The organism is Morganella psychrotolerans (assembly GCF_001676155.1).
Classification (GTDB): domain Bacteria; phylum Pseudomonadota; class Gammaproteobacteria; order Enterobacterales; family Enterobacteriaceae; genus Morganella; species Morganella psychrotolerans.
Window position 1 is genome coordinate 930,486 of record NZ_LZEW01000001.1, and the last position, 21,543, is coordinate 952,028.

Consider the following 21,543-nt stretch of genomic DNA (forward strand, 5'->3'; position numbering starts at 1 on the left):
TGAAGGCTCTGTCAGGGCAATTCTTTTCTCTTGAACCGCTGATATGGCTCTTCTTCGCCATCACGACGGGTTTTCAGCAGTTTCAGAATCCAGGTGTACTGCTCAATATTCGGGCGTACAAGTGCTTCCACTTCTTCATTCATGCGCCTTGCGATATACGGATCATCCTGCCCGTCAATATCATCCATCGGCGGACGCACATGAATATGAAACTGATGATTTTTATGATCGTACACCGGAAACAGCGGAACAATCGCGGCTTTGCAGACTTTCATCAGCCGCCCGATAGCCGGCAGTGTTGCTTTGTAAGTGCTGAAGAACGGCACAAACTCACTGTGCTCTGCACCATGATCCTGATCCGGCAGATAATAACCACTGTAACCATTACGGACACTGGCAATAAATGGCTTAATTCCGGCTTCCCGTGAATGCAGACGCCCACCGAAATGCACCCGCGCTTTGTTCCATAAATAGTCTGCAACCGGGTTTTTCTGATGGTGGAACATGCCCGCGACTTTATTTCCCTGTGCAGCAAACAACATTGCCGGTAAGTCTATCGCCCAGCCATGCGGCACCATAAAGATAATATTGCGCCCCTGCGCCTGTAAGCCATCAATAATGTCCTGCCCATGGACTTGTGTGCGGGAAATAACCCGCTGAGGATTACGCAGACAGAGCTCTGCCAGCATCACAAACGCATGAGGCGCACTGGCAAACATGTTATCCGCCAATTCCTCCCGCTCTGCCGCAGGCATGTCAGGAAAGCAGTAATAAAGATTAATCAGTGCCCTGCGACGGGCACTTTTGGCTAAGCGTCCGGCAATTTTACCAATACCGGCCAGCATAGGATCACGTAATTTAACCGGCAAAAACGTCAGCCCCGCCAGAGCGCCTGCCGCCGCCCACATTCCCCAGTATTTCGGGTGCAGATAGTGGCGGTGAAATGTCGGGATATATCCCGCTTTGCTGTCTGTATCGGTTTCTTTATACACAGATGGACACCAATATTGAATTAAACATATATATCATAGTGTTATAACTATTTTAACGTATCATTATTAATTATTTATTCACAGATGTATACCCTTATTCATTCAAACTGCAGGTTCGTTGGCCACACTCAGCCAGCCGGGTCACATACTGATGTATGCTCCCCGTCTATCTTCCCTTGCCGCCTGCCTGCATCTCGAATGACGTTGGGTATATACCTTTATTATTCATTCAAACTGCAGGTTCGTTGGGTACAATTAAAGGTACAATTAAAGGTACAATTAAAATTAGCTACAGCGGATGAACAGAACGCGGATACCTGAGTACCCGCGTTCGCAGAAGAAGATATTAATTGAAGGTCAGTTGCGGGCGCTGCTGTTTCACCACAGACAGGTAATTCGCACGATCCTTGCCGGACAATCCGCCGGAGCGTGGTAATTTAGCCGTTAACGGGTTCACAGCCTGCTCACCGTTCCAGACTTCAAAATGCAGATGCGGACCGGTTGAACGCCCGGTATTGCCGGATAATCCGACCTTGTCACCCCGTTTCACTTTCTGACCCGGCTTGACTAATAATTTACGCATGTGCATATAGCGGGTCGTGAACTGGCGTCCGTGACGGATTGCCACAAAGTTTCCGGCTGCACCGCTGAATTTCGCAACGACCACTTCCCCGTCACCGACTGCCAGCACCGGTGTACCGACCGGCATCGCGAAATCGACGCCTTTATGCGGCGCAATACGCCCGGTTACCGGGTTTACGCGACGCGGATTAAAGTGAGAAGAAACGCGGAACTGTTTGCCTGTAGGGAAACGCAGGAAACCGCGTTCCAGTCCGTCACCTTTGGCATCATAAAAACGACCATCTTCTGCACGGAATGCATAATAATCACGTCCGTTAGTATGCAGACGGATAGCCAGCATCTGGCTCTGCTCCTGTTTGCCGTCCAGCATTTCGCGGGAGGTTAACACCGTAAAGCTATCGCCGTTTTTCACCCGGCGGACATCCACCTGCCATTGTAATGCTTTTGCGATATCCCGCACTTCACTTCGGCTTAAACCGGCTTTACTGACACTGGCATTCAGGCTGCCGCTGACTTTTCCGCTGATGCGTTTTGTCTGCCATTCACCTTCACGGGTTTCTTTGGTTTCTTTAAATCCGTTACCGCTGCGGACATACGTCCTGGTTTCACGGCGGTTAACCGTCCAGTTCAGGGATTTCAGTTCACCGTCTTCGTTCAGTTCCCAGGCAAGGGTCTGCCCGATCTGAAGATTACGCAAACCTTTGTATTTATTTGATAATAATGCAACATCAGACGAATCGATACCGTATTGCGTCAGAATGGCGGACAAGCTGTCGCCATTTGCAACGGTATATTCCAGCGATGTCGGGATGACGGTATCGGTCGGTGATGACTCATCAACATCATCAGACTCTTTTGCCAGACCTTCGTCCGGTAACTGGTCGCTGCTGTCCGTAATGATATCATCGGTATCCGCATCCACCTGAATAGTGCTGAGATCCGCAGGTGGTGCAAAATCTGATTCAATATACTGTTCGTTATCGGATGTCCGCTCGTGATATACAGCAAACGGGTGCCAGACAGCGACACCCAGAGTTGCGGCAGTTAACATTCCCAGCATCATACGATGCGCTTTCGGTAACTGGTTGTATATCAGAACGGCGGATTTTGCCATTTGCTGCAATTGCACGCGTTCTGTTCCTTATTTATTGCTCCAGGCAGGATGCGTACTGCGTCGATAACCGGGAAAGGAACTGTGTATAACCGTCCCTGCCCACTGCAATTCCGCTGCCCAGCGGGTCAAGTACGCCCATCTTCGCGTTCGTACCTTTGGCTACCGCTGTAATGACTGCCGGCCTGAATTGTGGCTCAGCAAACACACATAATGTGTCTTGCTCAGCCAGCTTTAATTTGATGTTGCTGAGTGTCTGTGCACCCGGTGAAATCTCAGGATTGATCGTAAAATGCCCTGAAGGCGACAGATCGAAGCGTTTTTCAAAATAACCGTAAGCATCATGAAAAACAAAATATCCCTTATTTTTTACCGGTGCCAGCTGCTGAGTAATATTCTTCTCAGTTTCAGTAAGTTGTCCATTGAATTTACGCAGGTTTACGTCCAACGCGGATTTTTTATCCGGATAACTCTCAAGGAGTTTATTATAGACAACCAGAGCCGTTTGCCGTGCAATATCCGGCGATAACCACAGGTGCATATTATATACTCCGTGGTGATGATGTCCGTCGTCGTCGTGGTCATCATCTTCGTTGTTTTTCAGCAAAAACGGCCTGACTTGCTCAAGCTCACTGATAACAATCTGTTTTTGCACCGGAACAACCGCTAACGGCTTTTGCAAAAAGGTTTCCAGCTCCGGTCCGACCCATATAACCAAATCCGCCGACCGGATTTTTTTCAGATCAGAGGGTTTCAGTGCATAATCATGGGGCGATGCGCCATCAGGCAGTAAAATCTGTGTGTCCGTTACGCCATCCGCGATAGCGGCTGCGATTAATCCGACAGGACGTAATGATGTTAACACATCCGCACTGGCGGTTTGTGCGCTCAGACTCAAAAAAGTGGCGATAAACACCGTTTTTATACCGCGCCGTGACTGATGTAACATAATTTAAACTCCGTGACATGATTTTAGTAATGTTATATTATAACGTTTCACTCATTCTGCAAGATAACAATTTCCCATGTCAACACTTATCGCGGTAAATGATGTATCCGTTACTTTCGGCAGCAATACCGTGCTGGAAGACATTTCATTTGCATTAACACCGGGTAAAATCATCACCCTTCTCGGCCCCAACGGCGCGGGAAAATCCACGATCGTCCGTGTTGTTCTCGGGCTTATCGCGCCGTCATCAGGGTCAGTAACCCGTACACCCGGGTTAACCGTCGGCTATGTTCCGCAAAAACTGTACCTTGACCCGACTATGCCCCTGACAGTTGCCCGTTTTCTGCATCTCAAACGCGGTGTCAGCAAAGCAGATTGCCTGACGGCACTCGGACGGGTAAACGCCGCACATCTGACGGACAAACCGATGCAGCGCCTCTCGGGCGGTGAAATGCAGCGTGTACTACTGGCACGGGCACTGTTAGCCCGCCCGCAGTTGCTGGTACTGGATGAGCCGACTCAGGGTGTGGATGTGAATGGCCAGGTGGTATTGTATGATTTAATCACACAACTGCGTGATGAACTAAACTGTGCCGTATTAATGGTTTCCCACGATCTGCATCTGGTGATGGCAAAAACAGATACCGTGCTCTGTATTAACCGCCATATCTGCTGCTCAGGTGAGCCGGATATTGTTGCGGCACATCCGGAATTTACGGCGATGTTCGGCACCCGCGCCGCCACACAAATCGGCGTTTACCGTCATCATCATAACCACAGTCATGAAAATGCCGCAGCGGTTTTATCCCCTTCAGCGCCCTGCTGCGGCAACCATTCACCTGTAAGCGGGTCACCGGATACTGCCACGGAGTGCCGTCATGATTGAGTTACTGTTACCCGGCTGGCTCGCCGGCATGTTACTGGCTATTGCTGCCGGTCCGCTCGGCTCCTTTGTGGTCTGGCGGCGGATGTCCTACTTCGGGGACACTCTGGCACATGCGTCTCTGCTGGGCGTTGCGTTCGGTTTATTGCTCAATGTCAGTCCGTTTTATGCGGTGATCGCCGTCACGCTGATCCTGGCGCTGCTGCTCGCCTGGCTGGAGCGCCGCCCGCAACTGGCTGTTGATACCCTGCTGGGCATTATGGCGCACAGTGCGCTGTCACTCGGTCTGGTGGTGGTCAGTCTGATGTCGGATGTTCGTGTGGATTTGATGGCTTATCTGTTCGGTGATCTGCTGTCAGTCACTTATGAAGATCTGCTGCCGATAGCCGTCGGTGTGGTAATTGTCACCGGTTTGCTGTTATGGCAGTGGCGGAATCTACTGTCAGTAACGATCAGTCCTGAACTGGCGTTTGTTGATGGTATACAGCCCGGTCGCCTGCGGATGATGCTGATGTTAGTCACAGCACTGACTATCGGGCTGGCAATGAAGTTTGTCGGGGCTCTGATTATCACATCATTACTGATAATCCCTGCTGCTGCCGCCCGCCGTTTTGCGCGGACACCGGAACAGATGGCAGCAGGAGCAGTAATTATCGGTATAATTGCCATTACCGGCGGGTTAGCGCTTTCTGCCGTTTATGACACCCCGGCAGGTCCGTCAGTTGTACTGTCTGCAGCATGCTGTTTTATTCTGAGCCTGCTGGTTAAACCTAAAAACTAAGACACTGTATACCCTTATTCATTCAAACTGCAGGTTCGTTGGCCGCACTCAGCCTGCCTGCAGCCTGAATGACGTTGGGTATATATATAAATAAAAACCCCCGTCAGTACACACTGCGGGGGTTTTTGTTAATAACCAACGGGATGATTACAGGCCGGTCACCGGATGGATGGACCGGCGTTTTTTCGTCTTCGCCATCGGGCGGTGAACTTTCTTTTCTTCTGTTTTTTCTGTTTTGCCACTGCGGCTGACAGTGTAGCCCTGAGCTAACTTATCGAGAAATTCAATAAGCTTCTCATTCATTTCACTGTAGCTGTGACGGCGGATAGCACTCGGCGTATCAACAAAACGGAAGGTCGACGCTGATTTCAGGTCATCTTCGCTATTGAGGATCAGATATTCAACCACATCGCGGGTAAATTCCATGTGGCACTGGAAACCAAACACCTGATTGCTGTAGGCAACAATCTGTCGCGGACATCCGGCACTGAAGGCAATAATCTGCGCATTTTCAGTAAGTCCCGGCATATCATTGTGCCAGTGACCAACACCCAGAGAATCCCCGAAATTCGAGAAAAGCTGGCTGCGTTTTCCGGCATTAGTGATATGCATCGTAAACTTGCCTATCTCTTTGTCAGGGCTTTGCTCATACGGTGCCCCTAATGCCTCACCGATAAGCTGTGCGCCAAGGCAGACACCAATGACGGCTTTATTTGCCGCAATGGCGTTGGCAATAAACGCCTGCTCTTTTTTCGAATCAAAATAAGAGCATTCAGCTGTTGTTGTTGCCGGGCTTTGCGGGCCGCCCATTACAATCAGAAAATCAATACCGCTGACACTGTCAGGCAGCTTATCACCTTCATAAAGACGGGTGAATGTGACGTTGAATTTGTTCTTCCGTGCCCAATATTCGTAAGCGCCCGGCGCTTCAAAATAGTCATGAATGATAAAATGAACGCGCATAGTCAGTTCCTTTTCACTATATAGAAATTATCCTTTCTACAGTACAGGGTTACGACTGCGCATGCCAATTTTAAAATATCGAATAATCACCAATTACAGGGGATTACTCCCGGAATAATCCCCGGAAAAACCATTTAATTATCATGAATATAAAAAGGTAAGCATATAATGTTTAATTGATTAATTATCAACTAGCCCGGTTTCGTTATCCTGCTTATTGGTTTCCGTGATGTTCAATCCCGAAATGACGATAAGCGTGTATTGTTGCCAGTCGTCCGCGCGGCGTCCGCTGGATAAAACCCTGCTGAATTAAGAACGGCTCAATCACATCTTCTATGGTTTCCCGCTCTTCGCCAATGGCTGCCGCCAGGTTATCCAGCCCGACCGGACCGCCCATAAATTTATCAATAATAGTGACTAATAACTTACGGTCGAGATAGTCAAATCCGGCGGCATCCACACTCAGCATATCCAGCGCCAGCCCGGCGGTAGATTCGTCTATCGACCCGTCGCCTTTCACCTGGGCAAAATCCCGCACCCGGCGTAACAGCCGGTTGGTGATACGCGGTGTTCCGCGTGAGCGCATCGCTATCTGGCGGGCACCTTCAGCGGACATATCTACGCCCATAAAATGAGCACTGCGGCTGACAATGTGTTGTAAATCATCCACATTATAAAACTCAAGCCGCTGGACAATACCAAAACGATCACGCAGCGGAGAGGTCAGGGAGCCGGCTCTGGTTGTCGCACCAATCAGAGTAAACGGCGGCAAATCAATTTTAATCGAACGGGCAGCCGGACCTTCGCCGATCATAATATCCAGCTGGTAATCTTCCATTGCCGGATACAAAATTTCTTCGACCACCGGCGATAAGCGATGAATTTCATCGATAAATAAGACATCGTGAGGTTCGAGGTTGGTCAGCATTGCCGCCAGATCACCGGCTTTTTCCAGCACCGGACCTGATGTTGTGCGCAGATTAACACCCATTTCATTGGCAACAATGTTTGCCAGCGTGGTTTTCCCGAGTCCGGGCGGACCGAAAATCAACAGATGATCGAGGGCATCTCCACGCTGACGTGCCGCTTCGATAAAAATTTCCATCTGTGAACAGACCTGCGGCTGACCCACATATTCCGCCAGGAATTTCGGACGGATTGCGCGATCCACCACTTCATCATCCGGTAATGTTTCTGCCGTAATCAGTCTGTCTGCTTCAATCATGACCTGTCACCCCGTTCTGCCGTCATCGTCTTTTCGTTATATTTACAGCGCAGCGCGCAGTGCTTCGCGGATCAGTGTTTCACTGTCAGCACCCGGTTTGGTTACTTTCGCAATCATCCGGCTGGCTTCCTGCGGTTTATACCCCAGGGAAATCAGTGCTTCAACGGCTTCAGATTCCGCATCTGCCTGCGTATTACCCGCCTGCTGACTTGCCGGCAGTGACATTTCCGCATCGCGGAACAGGTCGCCGTTAAGCCCTTTAAAGCGGTCTTTCATTTCAACAACCAGGCGCTCGGCAATTTTTTTACCGACTCCCGGTAATTTAACAAGCTGTGCCACAGCACCCTGCTCAATCGCCGCAACAAATTGCTGCGCAGACATTCCGGAGAGGATAGCCAGCGCCAGTTTGGGTCCGACGCCGTTGACTTTGATTAACTCGCGGAACAACGCGCGTTCCTGTTTATCATTAAACCCGTACAGCAACTGTGCATCTTCGCGCACAATAAACTGGGTAAACAGGATGGCTTCCTGTCCCACGTCCGGCAGTTCATAAAAGCAGGTCATCGGCATGTGGACTTCATAGCCCACACCATTCGTTTCTAATAATACGATAGGTGGCTGTTTTTCCAGCACAATACCTCTAAGTCGTCCGATCACGCGCGTTTCCTTTATAATTACCGGCAGTGCCCGTTTATAACATAAAAAAAAGCTGGACGTATATCCAGCTATCAGAAAATTCAGTTTACCACGCACGGATACCCGGAGGTTACTCTTTCAGTCGTCCGCGCGCCATCACCAGGCGTGGTTGCCCCATCTGTATTAAATTCTGATTGAAATGACAGTGAGTAATAGCAATCGCCAGCGCATCGGCGGCATCAGCCTGCGGCGCTGCCGAGAGTTTGAGGATAGAGCGCACCATATGCTGCACCTGCGCTTTCTCTGCGGCACCCGTACCGGTAACGGACTGTTTGACCTGGCGGGCGGCATATTCAAATACCGGGATACTATTATTAACTGCGGCGAGAATAGCCACACCACGCGCCTGCCCGAGTTTCAGGGCAGAATCGGCATTTTTAGCCATAAAGACCTGCTCAATGGCAAAATTGTCAGGCTGATACTGTGTGATGATTTCGCTGACACCGGCGTAAATTTTTCCGAGCCGGGACGGGAGGTCTGCGACCTGCGTGCGGATACAGCCGCTGCCGATATACAGCAACCGGCGGCCCTGCTGGCGGATAACACCATAACCGGTCACCCGGGAACCGGGGTCAATACCCAGAATAATGGACATAGGAGAACCGCGTATTTGCAGAAAGATGACAGAGAGATACACCATGTGCATCCCTCTGTAAAGGGAAGACGATTACAGCAGCGCTGCGATTTCGTCAGAGATTTCGCCGTTGTGGTAGACTTCCTGAACATCGTCAGAGTCTTCCAGCATATCAATCAGGCGCATCAGTTTTGGTGCCGTTTCTTCGTCAAGATCTGCTTTGGTGGACGGGATCATAGATACTTCAGCTGATTCCGCGGTAAACCCGGCGGCATCCATCGCATCCTTCACATCACCAAGAGATTCCCATGCGGTATACACATCGATAGCACCGTCATCAAAGGCTTCAACATCTTCGGCACCTGATTCCAGAGCAGCTTCCATCACAGCATCTTCATCCAGACCCGGTGCATACGAAATCACACCTTTACGGGTGAAGAGATAAGCCACAGAGCCGTCAGTACCTAAGTTACCACCGGTTTTGGTGAACGCGTGACGCACATCAGAAACAGTACGTTTGCGGTTGTCAGTCAGACATTCCACCATTACCGCTGTACCACCCGGGCCGTAACCTTCGTACACAATGGATTCCATGTTATCGTTTTCATCGTTACCCGCCCCGCGTGCAACTGCACGGTTCAGGGTATCGCGGGTCATATTATTTGATAACGCTTTATCCACTGCCGCGCGCAGACGTGGGTTAGATGCAGGATCAGGACCACCAATGCGGGACGCCGTGACTAATTCACGAATAATTTTCGTGAAAATTTTACCGCGCTTAGAATCCTGAGCTGCTTTGCGGTGTTTGGTGTTGGCCCATTTACTATGACCTGCCATTCTCTAATCTCCAAATTAAGTCTTTACGACGTTCATTCATATTTATCCGCTGCCATTGCGGGAGGTTACACTGTGTGTACCCCGCCCGTCCCTGACTGACAGACGAATTCTTCAATTGCATCCCCGTTACTGGGTGAAATGGTTTTCCCTGCGGCATTTTCCGCCGGTAACCATTCATACGCCAGATGCTCCGTTAAAGGAACCGCTCTCGGCGCGGGTAAGCGTAACATAAACCAATGTTCCGTATTGTGAGTCACCGCAGGTGCATAGCGATGGCGAAAATGCGGAAAAATGGTATAGCAGACAGTGCGCTGACAATCCGTCAGCAGTAACTGCTCTGCAATAATATCAATGCCGGTTTCTTCTTTTACTTCCCGGACTGCGGCCTGCCGGGGAGTTTCTGCCGCTTCCAGACTGCCGGTGACGGACTGCCAGAAAGCAGGGTCATCACGGCGCTGTAACATCAGAACACGCCCCGTTTCCTGCTCATAAATAACCACCAGCACGGATTCAGGGCGTTTATAAGCCATCAGATTCAGTCGCTTTCTTTCTGCGTAACGGTAATCGCCAGTTCTTTCAGCGAATCCGCCGCGGCAAAGCTCGGGGCATCCGTCATCAGACAGGCTGCTGCCGTAGTTTTAGGGAATGCGATAACATCACGGATATTTTCAGTCCCGGTCAGCAGCATCACCAGGCGGTCAAGACCAAAGGCCAGACCTGCGTGTGGTGGTGTGCCGTATTGCAGTGCATCCAGCAGGAAGCCGAACTTCTGGCGCTGCTCTTCCTGAGTGATCCCCAGAATGCCGAATACAACCTGCTGCATTTCATTGCGGTGAATACGCACTGAACCGCCACCCACTTCATAGCCGTTAATGACCATGTCGTATGCATTGGCGATTGCCTCTTCCGGTGCATCTTTCAGCTCTTGCGCTGACATATCACGCGGGGACGTAAACGGATGGTGCATCGCGGTCAGACCGCCTTCACTCGTTTCTTCAAACATCGGGAAGTCAATCACCCACAGCGGACGCCAACTGTTCAGGTCAGTGATACCAAGGTCGCGGCCGGTTTTCAGACGCAGCGCACCCATTGCATCCGTCACCATTGATTTGGCACCGGCACCAAAGAAAATAATATCGCCGGACTGCGCATCAGTACGATCCAGAATCGCTTCAGCGGTATCAGCGGTCAGGAACTTGGCAACCGGAGACTGAACGCCTTCAAGACCGAGTGAGCGATCGTTGACTTTCATCCACGCCAGCCCTTTCGCGCCATAAATACCGACAAATTTGCCGTATTCATCAATCTGTTTGCGGGTCATTTCTGCCCCGCCGGTGACACACAGTGCCACAACGCGGCCTTTCGGATTGTTGGCAGCATCGGCAAAAACAGAGAATTCAGACTCTTTTACCAGATCCGCAATATCAGTTAACTCTAACGGGTTACGTAAATCCGGCTTATCAGAACCGAAACGACGCATCGCTTCCCCGAATGTCATCACAGGGAAATCACCGAGGTCGACATTAATAATGTCATTCCACAATTCGCGGATCATTTTTTCCATGACGCCACGAACCTGGTCTGCGCTCATAAAGGAGGTTTCGACATCGATCTGGGTAAATTCAGGCTGGCGGTCAGCACGTAAATCTTCATCGCGGAAACATTTCACAATCTGATAATAACGGTCAAACCCGGACATCATCAGTAATTGTTTAAAAAGCTGCGGAGACTGCGGCAACGCATAGAATTTGCCTTTATGCACACGGCTCGGTACCAGATAGTCACGCGCACCTTCCGGTGTCGCTTTGGTCAGCATCGGGGTTTCGATATCGAGGAACCCTTCGCCATCCATAAACCGGCGGACAAACCCGGTTACCCGCGCACGGGTTTTCAGGCGGGTTGCCATTTCAGTGCGGCGCAGATCCAGATAACGGTACTTCAGACGCATCTCTTCAGTATTGGTCTGATTGCTGTCGAGCGGTAATGGCTCAGACTTATTAAAAATGGTCAGACCATCTGCATGCACTTCCACACTGCCGGTCGCCATTTCTTTATTAATTTGATTTTCAGGTCGCGCGCGGACAATGCCGGTAATCTGAATACAGAATTCATTACGTAATTCTGATGCCGCGGCAAATGCGTCTTTTTGCTCAGGATCGAAAAAAACCTGAACGATGCCTTCGCGGTCACGCATATCGATAAAAATCAAACCCCCGAGATCACGACGACGGTTTACCCAACCACTAAGGGTTACTTTTTGACCGATGTGAGCACTGTTGAGCTGCCCGCAATAATTAGTACGCATACGATATCCTTTTGTCCGCTATTGTGCGTTTCTGCAAAATTTTGGCATGGTTCTTTTATGAAGAAATGTCAAAAAGGTCATCATTATAGTGGAAAACTCCTGATGAGATAAGAGCAAACCGCACATCTGCCGCAGAGAATTCTCTCACTAATTGATAATTTTCAAATAATTCACTATATACCCAACGTCATTCAGAATGCAGGCAGGTTTTACGCCGCCAACGAACCTGCAGTTTGCATGGATAAGGTATATACCCAACGTCATTCAGAATGCAGGCAGGCGGCAAGTGAAGATAAACGGGGAGCATACATCAGTATGTGACCCGGTTAGCTGAGCGTAGCCAACGAACCTGCAGTTTGAATGAATAAGGGTACAGATTAATATTATTTATTGTGACCTTATCTGCTTTGAGGTTTATCATTGTTTTGCTGTTTCAATTGACCATGAGGGAAAAAATGGTTAGTTCTCTTTACATTATACTGGGTGCGCTGTTAATTATTAAGCTGTCACTCGATGTCATAAAGTTACGGACACTTTACCGCGTTGCCTACGGCGACGGCGGGTTTTATGAATTACAGACCGCGATTCGCGTACAGGGCAATGCGATTGAATACATCCCTGTTGCGCTGCTTTTGTTACTGGTGATGGAACAAAACGGCGCACAGGTCTGGATGGTACATGTCTGCGGTATTATTTTGATCCTCGGGCGTCTTTTTCATTCATACGGATTAAAGCACCGTGAATACCGCTGGCGGCGCTCCGGAATGGTCGCCACCTTTACCTCAATGATACTGATGGTTCTGGCAAATATCTGGTATCTGCCCTGGCAGCAAATTTTTTCACCCTACATGTGAGCCGCCGGCCCGGACATAACACTTTCTGCACCGGGGCGGCTCTGTTAGAATACGCGCATCTTTTTGTACTGCAGACCCGTATTATGTCCAAAGAAATTCCGGATTTGCCGCAGGATATATTATTTGCGGCCCCCATTGCCCAGCTTGGTGACTGGACGTTTGATGAAAAAGTTGCGGATGTATTTCCCGACATGATCAAACGCTCAATTCCCGGGTATTCCAATATTATTGCGATGATCGGTATGCTTGCTGATCGTTTTGTCACGCCCGGCTCTCAGGTGTACGATCTCGGTTGCTCACGGGCTGCCGCGACGCTCTCCATCCGCCGTAACATCACAGATAAAACCGGCTGTCGTATCATCGCCGTGGATAACTCCGCGCCGATGGTTGAACATGCCCGCCGCCATATCGACGGCTATAAATCCCCTGTCCCGGTTGAGGTGATTGAGGGGGATATCCGTGATATTGCCATTGAAAATGCCTCAATGGTGGTACTCAATTTTACCCTGCAATTTCTCGCCCCGGCTGATCGCGAAACACTGTTGCATAAAATTTATCAGGGATTATTGCCCGGCGGTGTGCTCGTGCTGTCAGAGAAATTCAGCTTTGAAGATACACAGATTGGCGGATTGCTGTTCAGCATGCACCATGATTTTAAACGGGCAAACGGCTACAGTGAGCTGGAAATCAGCCAGAAACGCACCATGCTGGAAGATGTCATGCTGACCGACAGCGTGGAAACCCACAAAGCACGGCTGAAACAGGCAGGATTTGAACATTGTGAAGTCTGGTTCCAGTGCTTTAATTTCGGGTCGCTGCTGGCAGTAAAAGAGAAATAACATGATTGATTTCAGTGATTTTTATCAGTTAATTGCAAAAAATGAACGTCTGAGCTGCTGGCTGGAAACCCTCCCGGCGCAGTTGGCACAATGGCAGCGGGAGTCTCTGCACGGCTACTATCCGGGCTGGGTCAAATCCATTGAAAACCTGCCGGACATGACACCCCACACACTTGATCTCAAAAACAGCGTCACCGCAACACGCGACCCTGTGCTGAATGAGGGCGAAACCCGGCGGATAACGAATATCCTGCGTAACCTGATGCCGTGGCGCAAAGGCCCGTTCTCTCTCTATGGCGTGGAAATTGATACAGAATGGCGCTCGGATTGGAAGTGGGAACGTGTGCTGCCGCACCTCTCACCGCTGGCGGGACGCACCGTACTGGATGTCGGCTGCGGCAGTGGTTATCACATGTGGCGCATGGTAGGTGTTGGTGCGGAACTGGTGGTCGGTGTCGATCCGACACAGCTTTTTCTCTGTCAGTTTGAAGCAGTGCGTAAGCTGCTCGGCAATGATCAGCGCGCACATCTGCTGCCGCTGGGTATTCAGGAGCTTCCTGCCCTGAAAGCCTTTGATACTGTCTTCTCCATGGGTGTTCTGTACCACCGCCGTTCCCCGCTCGACCACCTCTGGCAGTTAAAAGACCAGTTGGTCAGCGGCGGTGAACTGGTGCTGGAAAGCATTGTTATTGAAGGTGATGAACACCAGTGCCTTATCCCGGGTGACCGCTACGCGCAGATGAGTAATGTGTATTTTATTCCGTCCGCGAAAATGCTCGCCGTCTGGCTGGAAAAATGCGGCTTTGTCAATGTGCGGATTGTTGATGAGTCCGTCACCGGCACAGATGAACAGCGCCGGACAGAATGGATGATCAATGAATCACTGGCGGATTATCTTGATCCTGAGAATAAACTGCTGACCGTTGAAGGTTATCCGGCTCCCCGCCGGGCGGTTCTGATCGCACAAAAACAGGAATAATCCACCGGTATCGTCATTTTATTCTGAGATACCCTGCTTTGCGGGGTATCTTATATCTGTCAAAAAAGTATCACCCCGCCCTTTATTTCGCTACTCTTTATATTCATATATACCCTTATTCATTCAAACCGCGGGTTCGTTGGCGGCATGAAGCCAGCCTTCCTGCATCTTGAATGACGTTGGGTATAATAATCAATAAAAGAAAAAATGAATGATGAAGAAAACAAAACTCCCGCTGCTGCTGAGTATCTTATTCTTTGCGCCATATGCCTCTGCAACCCTGCTTAGTGACAATAAGACACAGGTTTTTATTGATCCCGAAACACTGCTGATCACGGTCGCAGGCACCACGGTTAATCAGGGAACAGAAAAACAACCTGTTGATAAATTGACAGAAAATAATTCACACGCCACCTGGGTCTGGCCGGATAAACAGATGCAGGTGTCTGCCGAATTTACCAATGCAGAGCTGACCCTGACATTCCGGACAGGCAAAGCGCAGAGCCTTCAATGGTTCAGCCTTCCTGACTCAGGTGTATCCCAGCTGTATATGCCTCTGGGCGAAGGCAGCCGGATCCCCCTTAATAATACACAGTGGCGCAGGTATCTTGTCACTGAACAAAACAGTATTGATACCAACTGGGATCTTAAATTACCGCTCTGGAGCCAACAGCAGGATCGGGTATTCAGCTGGATTTTATTAACGCCTTTTAATAACCGGATCCGCTTTTCTGAAGATAAAAATACGCTGAAAATGACCGGGGAACACCAGTTCAGTTCGTTTAATCAGCAGCAGCCTTTTTCTGTCATATTGCATACCGGAGATACCCCTCTGGATGGTGCGTTACGTTACCGCCGCTGGTTACAGGACACACAGCAATTCTTCCCGTTACAGGATAAATTTGCACTTATACCGGACGGAAAGAAACTGATCGGTGCGACCCATATTTATCTGTGGGGAAAAGGCGTTATTGATCAGCAGGATATTAAAGACTGGACAGGTCTGAACCAGTATCTTCAGTCACCGGAAGGACAGGTTTTATGGCAGGCACTTGACCGCGACAGTCAAAAGGCTTTTCAGAAACTGAGCGGAAAAATACCGGAAAAATGGCAGCAGCCTTATCTGACAGAGTCACTGAATCAGGCACTGAAAAAGATAATACCATTGCGCGGTACCCCGGATGACACTGATTTTATGACCGCACAACGGGACCAGGCGCAGGATATAAAGCAGTGGGTAAAACAAAATACAGGCCGCTGGTTACAACCTGAATCAGAATGGGGGCAAGGTCTTTCTCTGTCGCTGCTTAACGCGCTTTCTGCCGCCGGACTGAACAAACTCTGGCTGGGTGTGGATAACTGGACAGTGACCTATTATCAGCCACAGGCCGTTAACCGGGCGAAAGAGCTGGGCTATCTTATCGGCAGTTATGACTCTTATGATACCGGGATCCCCGCTGGGAAAAACAGCGAATGGCTTACTGCACAAGTCCCCTCTTTATTACGGGAAAAATGTGCAATCGTCACCGAAAAAGCAGAAAAACTGCCGGGATTTGGCGGGGATGGTTATTACCTGAATCCGGGCTGTATGCAGCGCTATTCAGAACAGCGTATCCGGGAGTTAGTCCGCTTATCCGGGATAAACAGCTTATTTCTGGATGTCGACGGTACCGGAATGGTGTCTGATGATTATAATCCGTCCGCACGGATGAGCGCGGAAGAAATGGCGGGTGCCAGAAATAACAGGCTCCGTTGGGTGACACAGACAATGCAGATCCCGGCAGGCTCTGAAGATGGCAACGCAGTCACCGCTAAGTACCTGATGTTTGCTCACGGAATGGAAACCTGGGGATTCGGCTGGGGTGATAAAGACATTCACCGGAACAAACAGTCGCCTTATTATCTGGGCGCATGGTGGCCTGAAAGCAAACCGGCAACATTTTTTCAGCCTGCAAAACTTAAACAACCGTATCTGACAACGGAGTTTGATCCCCGCTGGAGACTACCGTTATATCAGGCGGTATTTCATGATGCGATTATCAGCACACATCACTGGACGTATGATAATTTAAAATTCCCTGAGGTGAGAATTACCAGGGAACTGCTCAGCCAACTCTATAACACGGCTCCGCTCTATAATCTCAGCCGTAATACCGTGCAGAAGCGTCTCCCGGCACTGATTCAGTCTGACCGCACATTCCGTCCGCTGCATGAGCATCTCTGGAACAAAGCACTCACAGATTTCCGCTGGCTGGATAACGCAGGATGGGTACAACAAACGCAATTCAGTGACGGAACAACCATCACCGTTAACTTTGCCGCAGATGTCCTGCTTGGTTATCCGCCACATTCTGTTAACGCAATATTGCCGGATGGACAAAATATCAATACATTATTTTGATTTATCTGTTTCCGCGTACAAATACTGTATAGGCTAAAAATGACCTCACTATACCCAACGTCATTCAAGATGCAGCCAACGAACCTGCCGTTTGAATAAACAAGGGCATATACTGAGGTCATTTTACTGCCGCCCTGTCAGTGCATAACAACACAGTGCAGATCCAGCACGCCCTTCATGGCTTCCACGGTATCCCCGTCCACGCAGGTATGTGAAAACTCATCCGTTTCACTGTCACTGCCCATCGCCACCCCGACTTTACGGTAACGCATGGTGGACGGTTTAATTTTAGAGGCGGAGCTGTGAACTTCCTGCAAACCAATATCCAGAAATTTCTGCACATTCGCCAGTCTCACACCAGCGCCCGCCATAATCAGCGGTCCCTGACTGGCTTTTTGCAGCTCTTTCAACAGAGGCAAGCCCAGTTCGGCACTCAGTTGCTGCCCGGATGTCAGGATCCGGCTGACCCCGAGATCGGTAAGCTGTTGCAGCGCCAGTAACGGGTTAGCACACATATCAAAGGCCCTGTGGAAAGTGACTGCCATATCTCCCGCCAATTTACACAGCATCTTCATCCGCGGCAGATCCACATGCCCGTCTTCATCCAGCAGCCCTGTCACCACGCCGGGAAAACCTAATTCACGGATTTTGATAATATCATTTTTCATCACGGCAAATTCGGATGTGGTATAGCAAAAATCTCCGCTGCGCGGGCGGACAATCGGGTGAACAGGGATCCGCAGACGATCAATAGTTTGTTTTAACATTCCCCAGCTGGGTGTCAATCCGCCTTCTGAGGGCGCAGCACACAATTCAATCCGGTCAGCGCCGGACTTTTCCGCAGTGAGGGCACATTCCACGCTGTAGCAACAAATTTCCAGTTTCGCCATTGATTAGCCTCATTACATAGTTACGCAGGTAAATATCGATTTAAAACGATTCAGTTATCTTGCGATACACTATTACACGCAATATAGATTAATGAATTGTTAAATATCACAAGATGCAAAATATCCGGAAGATAATCGCCCGCAAATGTCAGAATTGCAGGTCAGCGCTCACTTTCAACAATTTCCTGCAACGTAAACGGATGAAATTTAATCGTTATATTATCTCTGCTGACCGCCAGGGTCGGGTTCGGTAACCGCTCATTATCTGCATCTGCGCGCGGATGACTCTCTTTGATTATCACCCCGGACGGCAGCGGAGACGGCAGTAATGCCGCCGCGCGTTCAGTCAGTGTGGCAGGCTCTCCCGGCAGTACCAGTTCAACATGCTCCCATCCCTGATGTGCATACTGTTTGCCTTTCGGAAACGGCAGTTCAATCACCGGAATCTGCCAGTGCAACAGCGCGAGGGGCTGATGAAGCAAGAACAGATACACCGGGCGTCCGTTGATATTATTATCCGATAATACCGTTGCACACTGACGCAACCCTGCCACCCAGTGCTCTGCCAATTCAGTATCATGTGTGCGCAGTGAGATATGGTCTGCCTCATACGCGCTCAGATCTAACTGCAAATCATCAGCAAGCTGCTGTAATTTCCCGGCAAAAACCGGCAATTCCGCCACCAGCGCGGCAAGTGCCGTAATCTGTTCTGTGCTTTTCATTATGCTCACCTGTGAGAATTTACCACCCCGGAAAGGCGCTGATGGTAGCATGAGACCCCCTTTTTATGGTATAAAACCTCCCAAATTTCCCGACAACATCCCGCCCGGACGAGCCTGCTCATCCTCCGCTGTATCCGGTGTGTCATGTTGTTTTCTATATTAAGGTAATCCGGTGAATATTCAGGCAATTCTTTCCGATAAGATCCAACAGGCTCTTATCAGCGCGGGCGCACCACTTGATTGTGATGCCATCGTTAAGCAGTCTGCCAAAGTGCAGTTTGGTGACTACCAGGCCAATGGTGTCATGGCTGCGGCGAAAAAAATGGGCATGCAGCCCCGACAGCTCGCTGAGAAAGTAGTTGAACTGCTGGATCTGAACGGAATTGCTGACAAAACAGAGATTGCCGGACCCGGGTTTATCAATATTTTTCTCTCTCCTGCCTGGCTCTCGGCACAGCTTGAGGTTGCACTGGCAGATGAAAAACTGGGGCTGACCCCGGTTAAGCCGATGACCATTGCTATCGACTACTCTGCCCCGAACGTTGCCAAGCAGATGCACGTCGGTCACCTGCGCTCCACCATTATCGGTGACGCTGCGGCACGCACCCAGGAATACCTGGGTCATAATGTGATCCGCTGTAACCACGTCGGAGACTGGGGCACGCAGTTTGGTATGCTCATCGCTTACCTGGAAAAAATGCAGAATGAAGATGCCGCGGATATGGCGCTGGCTGATCTCGAAGTGTTTTACCGCGAAGCAAAAAAAATATTACGACGAAGATGAAGACTTTGCCGTACGCGCCCGTGGTTATGTGGTGAAATTACAGGGCGGCGATGAATACTGCCGTACTATGTGGCGCAAGCTGGTGGATATCACCATGCAGCAGAATCAGGAAACCTACAACCGTCTGAATGTCACTCTGACAGAAGATGATGTGATGGGTGAAAGTCTCTATAACGATATGCTGCCGGGCATCGTCAGTGACCTGATGGCACGCAAAATCGCGCAGGAAAGCGAAGGCGCGATCGTCGTTTATCTGGATGAATTTAAAAACAAAGAAGGCGACCCGATGGGGGTGATTATCCGCAAAAAAGACGGCGGATACCTCTACACCACCACTGATATTGCCTGCGCAAAATACCGCCACGATGTGCTGCACGCAGATCGCGTTCTCTATTATATCGACTCCCGCCAGCACCAGCATCTGATGCAGGCATGGACGATTGTCCGCAAAGCCGGCTATATCCCTCAGAGTATGACGCTGGAACACCACATGTTCGGGATGATGCTCGGCAAAGACGGCAAACCGTTCAAAACCCGTGCAGGTGGCACTATCCGTCTTTCTGATCTGCTGGATGAAGCGGTTGAACGCGCCGGAAAACTTATCCGCGAAAAGAACAGTGATATGGCAGAAGATGAACTGAAGCAGCTTGCGGAAGTCGTCGGTATTGGTGCGGTGAAATACGCTGACCTGTCAAAAAGCCGGACCACGGACTATATTTTCGACTGGGATAACATGCTCGCCTTTGAAGGTAATACCGCGCCCTATATGCAATATGCGTATACCCGCGTGGCATCCGTCTTTAAACGCGCCGGTATTGACAGTGCCTCACTGACACTGCCGATAATCCTCAATGATGACCGCGAGCGCCAACTTGCTGCGCGCCTGCTGCAATTTGAGGAAACCATTACCTCTGTTGCCCGTGAAGGTATGCCACACATGATGTGCAGCTACCTTTATGAACTGGCGTGTCTGTTCTCCGGCTTCTACGAGCATTGCCCTATTCTGGCAGCAGAAACAGAAGAACTGCGTCAGAGCCGCCTTAAACTGGCACTGCTGACTCAGAAAACCCTGAAAGCCGGGCTGGATACACTGGGTATCGGTACTGTCGAAAAGATGTAATATCATCCATACTGAAAAAGGGACCATCGCGGTCCCTTTTCTGTTTTTACTGCTCCGCTGCCACCGCACATTTACAGCAATACAATACACCCCGACTGCCGCAGTTTCTCAGCGACCGGAGGCTCCTTTGAAAATGCATTCCAGCGTAAATCCAGTTTTCGCAGGTTTGGTAAATCCGCCAGGCTGTCCGGCAGTGTACTCAGTTGATTAGCCCGTAAATCCAGGTGAGTCAGTGATGATAACCCGCTGAGATCGGCCGGTAATTCTGTTAATTTATTGAAGCGCAGATTGAGTGTCGTCAGATTATTCAGTGCACCGATTAACGGCGTAATGTAACTGACTTTATTATTGTTCAGATCGAGTATTTCCAGCGCAGACAGCGCTGCGATATCATCCGGTATTGATGTCACCGAATTATTCATCAGGTGAATTTCACGCGCCTTTTTCAGCCCGCTGACCGCCGCTGATAATTCTTTTATTTGATTGTTATATAGCCGGATTTCAATCAGTTCTGGCATCTGTAAGAACCACTCCGGCAGCGCCGTCAGTTTGTTGTCAGTCGCATTAAAATAAGTCAGTTTATGCAGCCCGGAAAAATCCGCCGGTAATGCAGAAAAACCATTCTCACTAAGATACAAAAACCGCAATTCATTCAGCGCACCAATTTCAGGTGCAACCTCCACGATATGGTTATGCCCCAAATCCAGCATTTCACAGCGGGTAAGCTGCGCAATCTGTGCCCGTATCTGTGTTATCTGATTACAGGAAAGGTTCAGCACCCGCAGATGATGATTCAGACACACCCCTGCCGGAAATTCACTGAGTTGATTATTATACGCACTGAGCGCCCGCAAGGCATAAGGTGGTGTGATAAAGGCATCTATTGACAGATGCCCGCCATTATCAAGGTTCAGTTCAGTATCAGACGTAATATTTTGGTGCAACATCAGGGAAGATCTCCGGCGTCAACAGGTACGGATTAGTTTTACAGATTAGTTTTCTGCTTCATGGTAACACTGTTGTCGCACGTCTATTTTATTTTGATATCCCGGACGC

Annotated in this window: 18 protein-coding genes and 2 pseudogenes; 7 read left to right on the top strand and 13 right to left on the bottom strand. The window is 49.7% G+C overall.

Annotation, left to right across the window (positions count from 1 at the left end; genetic code table 11):
- Positions 1-11 precede the first annotated feature (11 nt).
- The 3 genes from lpxM to znuA form a co-directional block, all read right to left on the bottom strand.
- Positions 12-992 (bottom strand): lauroyl-Kdo(2)-lipid IV(A) myristoyltransferase, encoded by a 981-nt coding sequence (gene lpxM, locus AYY16_RS04570; RefSeq protein ID WP_067362649.1) that lies wholly within the window; start codon positions 990-992, stop codon positions 12-14.
- A gap of 346 nt (positions 993-1,338) precedes the next feature.
- Complete coding sequence (gene mepM / locus AYY16_RS04575) at positions 1,339-2,697, bottom strand: murein DD-endopeptidase MepM (protein WP_067364689.1); 1,359 nt, start codon at positions 2,695-2,697, stop codon at positions 1,339-1,341.
- A 22-nt stretch (positions 2,698-2,719) separates the two neighbouring features.
- Positions 2,720-3,634, bottom strand: coding sequence for a zinc ABC transporter substrate-binding protein ZnuA (gene znuA / locus AYY16_RS04580; protein ID WP_067362652.1), 915 nt, complete (start codon positions 3,632-3,634; stop codon positions 2,720-2,722).
- Positions 3,635-3,710: 76 nt separating this feature from the next.
- Between znuA and znuC the strand changes: the two genes are divergently transcribed.
- Together znuC and znuB are read left to right on the top strand one after the other, a co-directional pair.
- Positions 3,711-4,520, top strand: a complete 810-nt coding sequence (gene znuC / locus AYY16_RS04585) for a zinc ABC transporter ATP-binding protein ZnuC (protein ID WP_067362655.1) — start codon at positions 3,711-3,713, stop codon at positions 4,518-4,520.
- Positions 4,513-5,298: a zinc ABC transporter permease subunit ZnuB gene (znuB, locus tag AYY16_RS04590; protein WP_067362658.1), complete on the top strand. Its 786-nt coding sequence runs from the start codon at positions 4,513-4,515 to the stop codon at positions 5,296-5,298. Before znuC ends, znuB begins: the two co-directional genes overlap by 8 nt.
- Positions 5,299-5,538: 240 nt before the next feature.
- On the opposite strand, the pseudogene AYY16_RS04595 reads toward znuB, so the two are convergent.
- The 7 genes and pseudogenes from AYY16_RS04595 to aspS form a co-directional block, all read right to left on the bottom strand.
- Positions 5,539-6,261, bottom strand: a pseudogene (locus tag AYY16_RS04595) (glutamine amidotransferase-related protein); the annotation flags it as partial.
- 214 nt (positions 6,262-6,475) lie between these two features.
- A complete protein-coding gene (ruvB, locus tag AYY16_RS04600) occupies positions 6,476-7,486 on the bottom strand; it encodes a Holliday junction branch migration DNA helicase RuvB (protein WP_067362660.1) in 1,011 nt (336 codons plus the stop codon).
- Between the two features lie 42 nt (positions 7,487-7,528).
- Positions 7,529-8,143, bottom strand: a complete 615-nt coding sequence (gene ruvA, locus AYY16_RS04605; protein WP_067364691.1) for a Holliday junction branch migration protein RuvA — start codon at positions 8,141-8,143, stop codon at positions 7,529-7,531.
- Between the two features lie 109 nt (positions 8,144-8,252).
- On the bottom strand, positions 8,253-8,777 hold the full coding sequence (gene ruvC, locus AYY16_RS04610) for a crossover junction endodeoxyribonuclease RuvC (RefSeq protein WP_067364693.1): 525 nt from the start codon (positions 8,775-8,777) through the stop codon (positions 8,253-8,255).
- Positions 8,778-8,849: 72 nt separating this feature from the next.
- Positions 8,850-9,593: a YebC/PmpR family DNA-binding transcriptional regulator gene (locus AYY16_RS04615; RefSeq protein WP_067362662.1), complete on the bottom strand. Its 744-nt coding sequence runs from the start codon at positions 9,591-9,593 to the stop codon at positions 8,850-8,852.
- Positions 9,594-9,658: 65 nt separating this feature from the next.
- Positions 9,659-10,123: a dihydroneopterin triphosphate diphosphatase gene (gene nudB / locus AYY16_RS04620; RefSeq protein WP_067362664.1), complete on the bottom strand. Its 465-nt coding sequence runs from the start codon at positions 10,121-10,123 to the stop codon at positions 9,659-9,661.
- 5 nt (positions 10,124-10,128) lie between these two features.
- Complete coding sequence (gene aspS, locus AYY16_RS04625; RefSeq protein ID WP_067362667.1) at positions 10,129-11,898, bottom strand: aspartate--tRNA ligase; 1,770 nt, start codon at positions 11,896-11,898, stop codon at positions 10,129-10,131.
- 455 nt (positions 11,899-12,353) lie between these two features.
- On the opposite strand from aspS, the gene AYY16_RS04630 reads away from it, so the two are divergent.
- The 4 genes from AYY16_RS04630 (at position 12,354) to AYY16_RS04645 (ending at position 16,971) form a co-directional block, all read left to right on the top strand.
- On the top strand, positions 12,354-12,752 hold the full coding sequence (locus tag AYY16_RS04630; RefSeq protein ID WP_067362670.1) for an MAPEG family protein: 399 nt from the start codon (positions 12,354-12,356) through the stop codon (positions 12,750-12,752).
- 83 nt (positions 12,753-12,835) lie between these two features.
- Positions 12,836-13,591 (top strand): carboxy-S-adenosyl-L-methionine synthase CmoA, encoded by a 756-nt coding sequence (cmoA, locus tag AYY16_RS04635; RefSeq protein ID WP_067364695.1) that lies wholly within the window; start codon positions 12,836-12,838, stop codon positions 13,589-13,591.
- A gap of 1 nt (position 13,592) precedes the next feature.
- A complete protein-coding gene (cmoB, locus tag AYY16_RS04640) occupies positions 13,593-14,570 on the top strand; it encodes a tRNA 5-methoxyuridine(34)/uridine 5-oxyacetic acid(34) synthase CmoB (RefSeq protein ID WP_067362673.1) in 978 nt (325 codons plus the stop codon).
- Between the two features lie 214 nt (positions 14,571-14,784).
- The gene (locus AYY16_RS04645) at positions 14,785-16,971 is read left to right on the top strand and encodes a glycoside hydrolase (protein WP_067364698.1); all 2,187 of its coding nucleotides are present in this window, start codon (positions 14,785-14,787) and stop codon (positions 16,969-16,971) included.
- Between the two features lie 137 nt (positions 16,972-17,108).
- Here AYY16_RS04645 and cutC read toward each other — a convergent pair whose 3' ends face one another.
- Both cutC and AYY16_RS04655 read right to left on the bottom strand, forming a co-directional pair.
- Positions 17,109-17,861: a copper homeostasis protein CutC gene (gene cutC / locus AYY16_RS04650; protein ID WP_067362676.1), complete on the bottom strand. Its 753-nt coding sequence runs from the start codon at positions 17,859-17,861 to the stop codon at positions 17,109-17,111.
- A 161-nt stretch (positions 17,862-18,022) separates the two neighbouring features.
- Complete coding sequence (locus AYY16_RS04655; protein ID WP_067362679.1) at positions 18,023-18,583, bottom strand: VOC family protein; 561 nt, start codon at positions 18,581-18,583, stop codon at positions 18,023-18,025.
- A 172-nt stretch (positions 18,584-18,755) separates the two neighbouring features.
- On the opposite strand from AYY16_RS04655, the pseudogene argS reads away from it, so the two are divergent.
- Positions 18,756-20,487: pseudogene (argS, locus tag AYY16_RS04660) on the top strand (arginine--tRNA ligase).
- Positions 20,488-20,558: 71 nt separating this feature from the next.
- Here argS and AYY16_RS04665 read toward each other — a convergent pair.
- Positions 20,559-21,434, bottom strand: a complete 876-nt coding sequence (locus AYY16_RS04665; RefSeq protein ID WP_067362682.1) for a leucine-rich repeat domain-containing protein — start codon at positions 21,432-21,434, stop codon at positions 20,559-20,561.
- Positions 21,435-21,543: the final 109 nt, after the last annotated feature.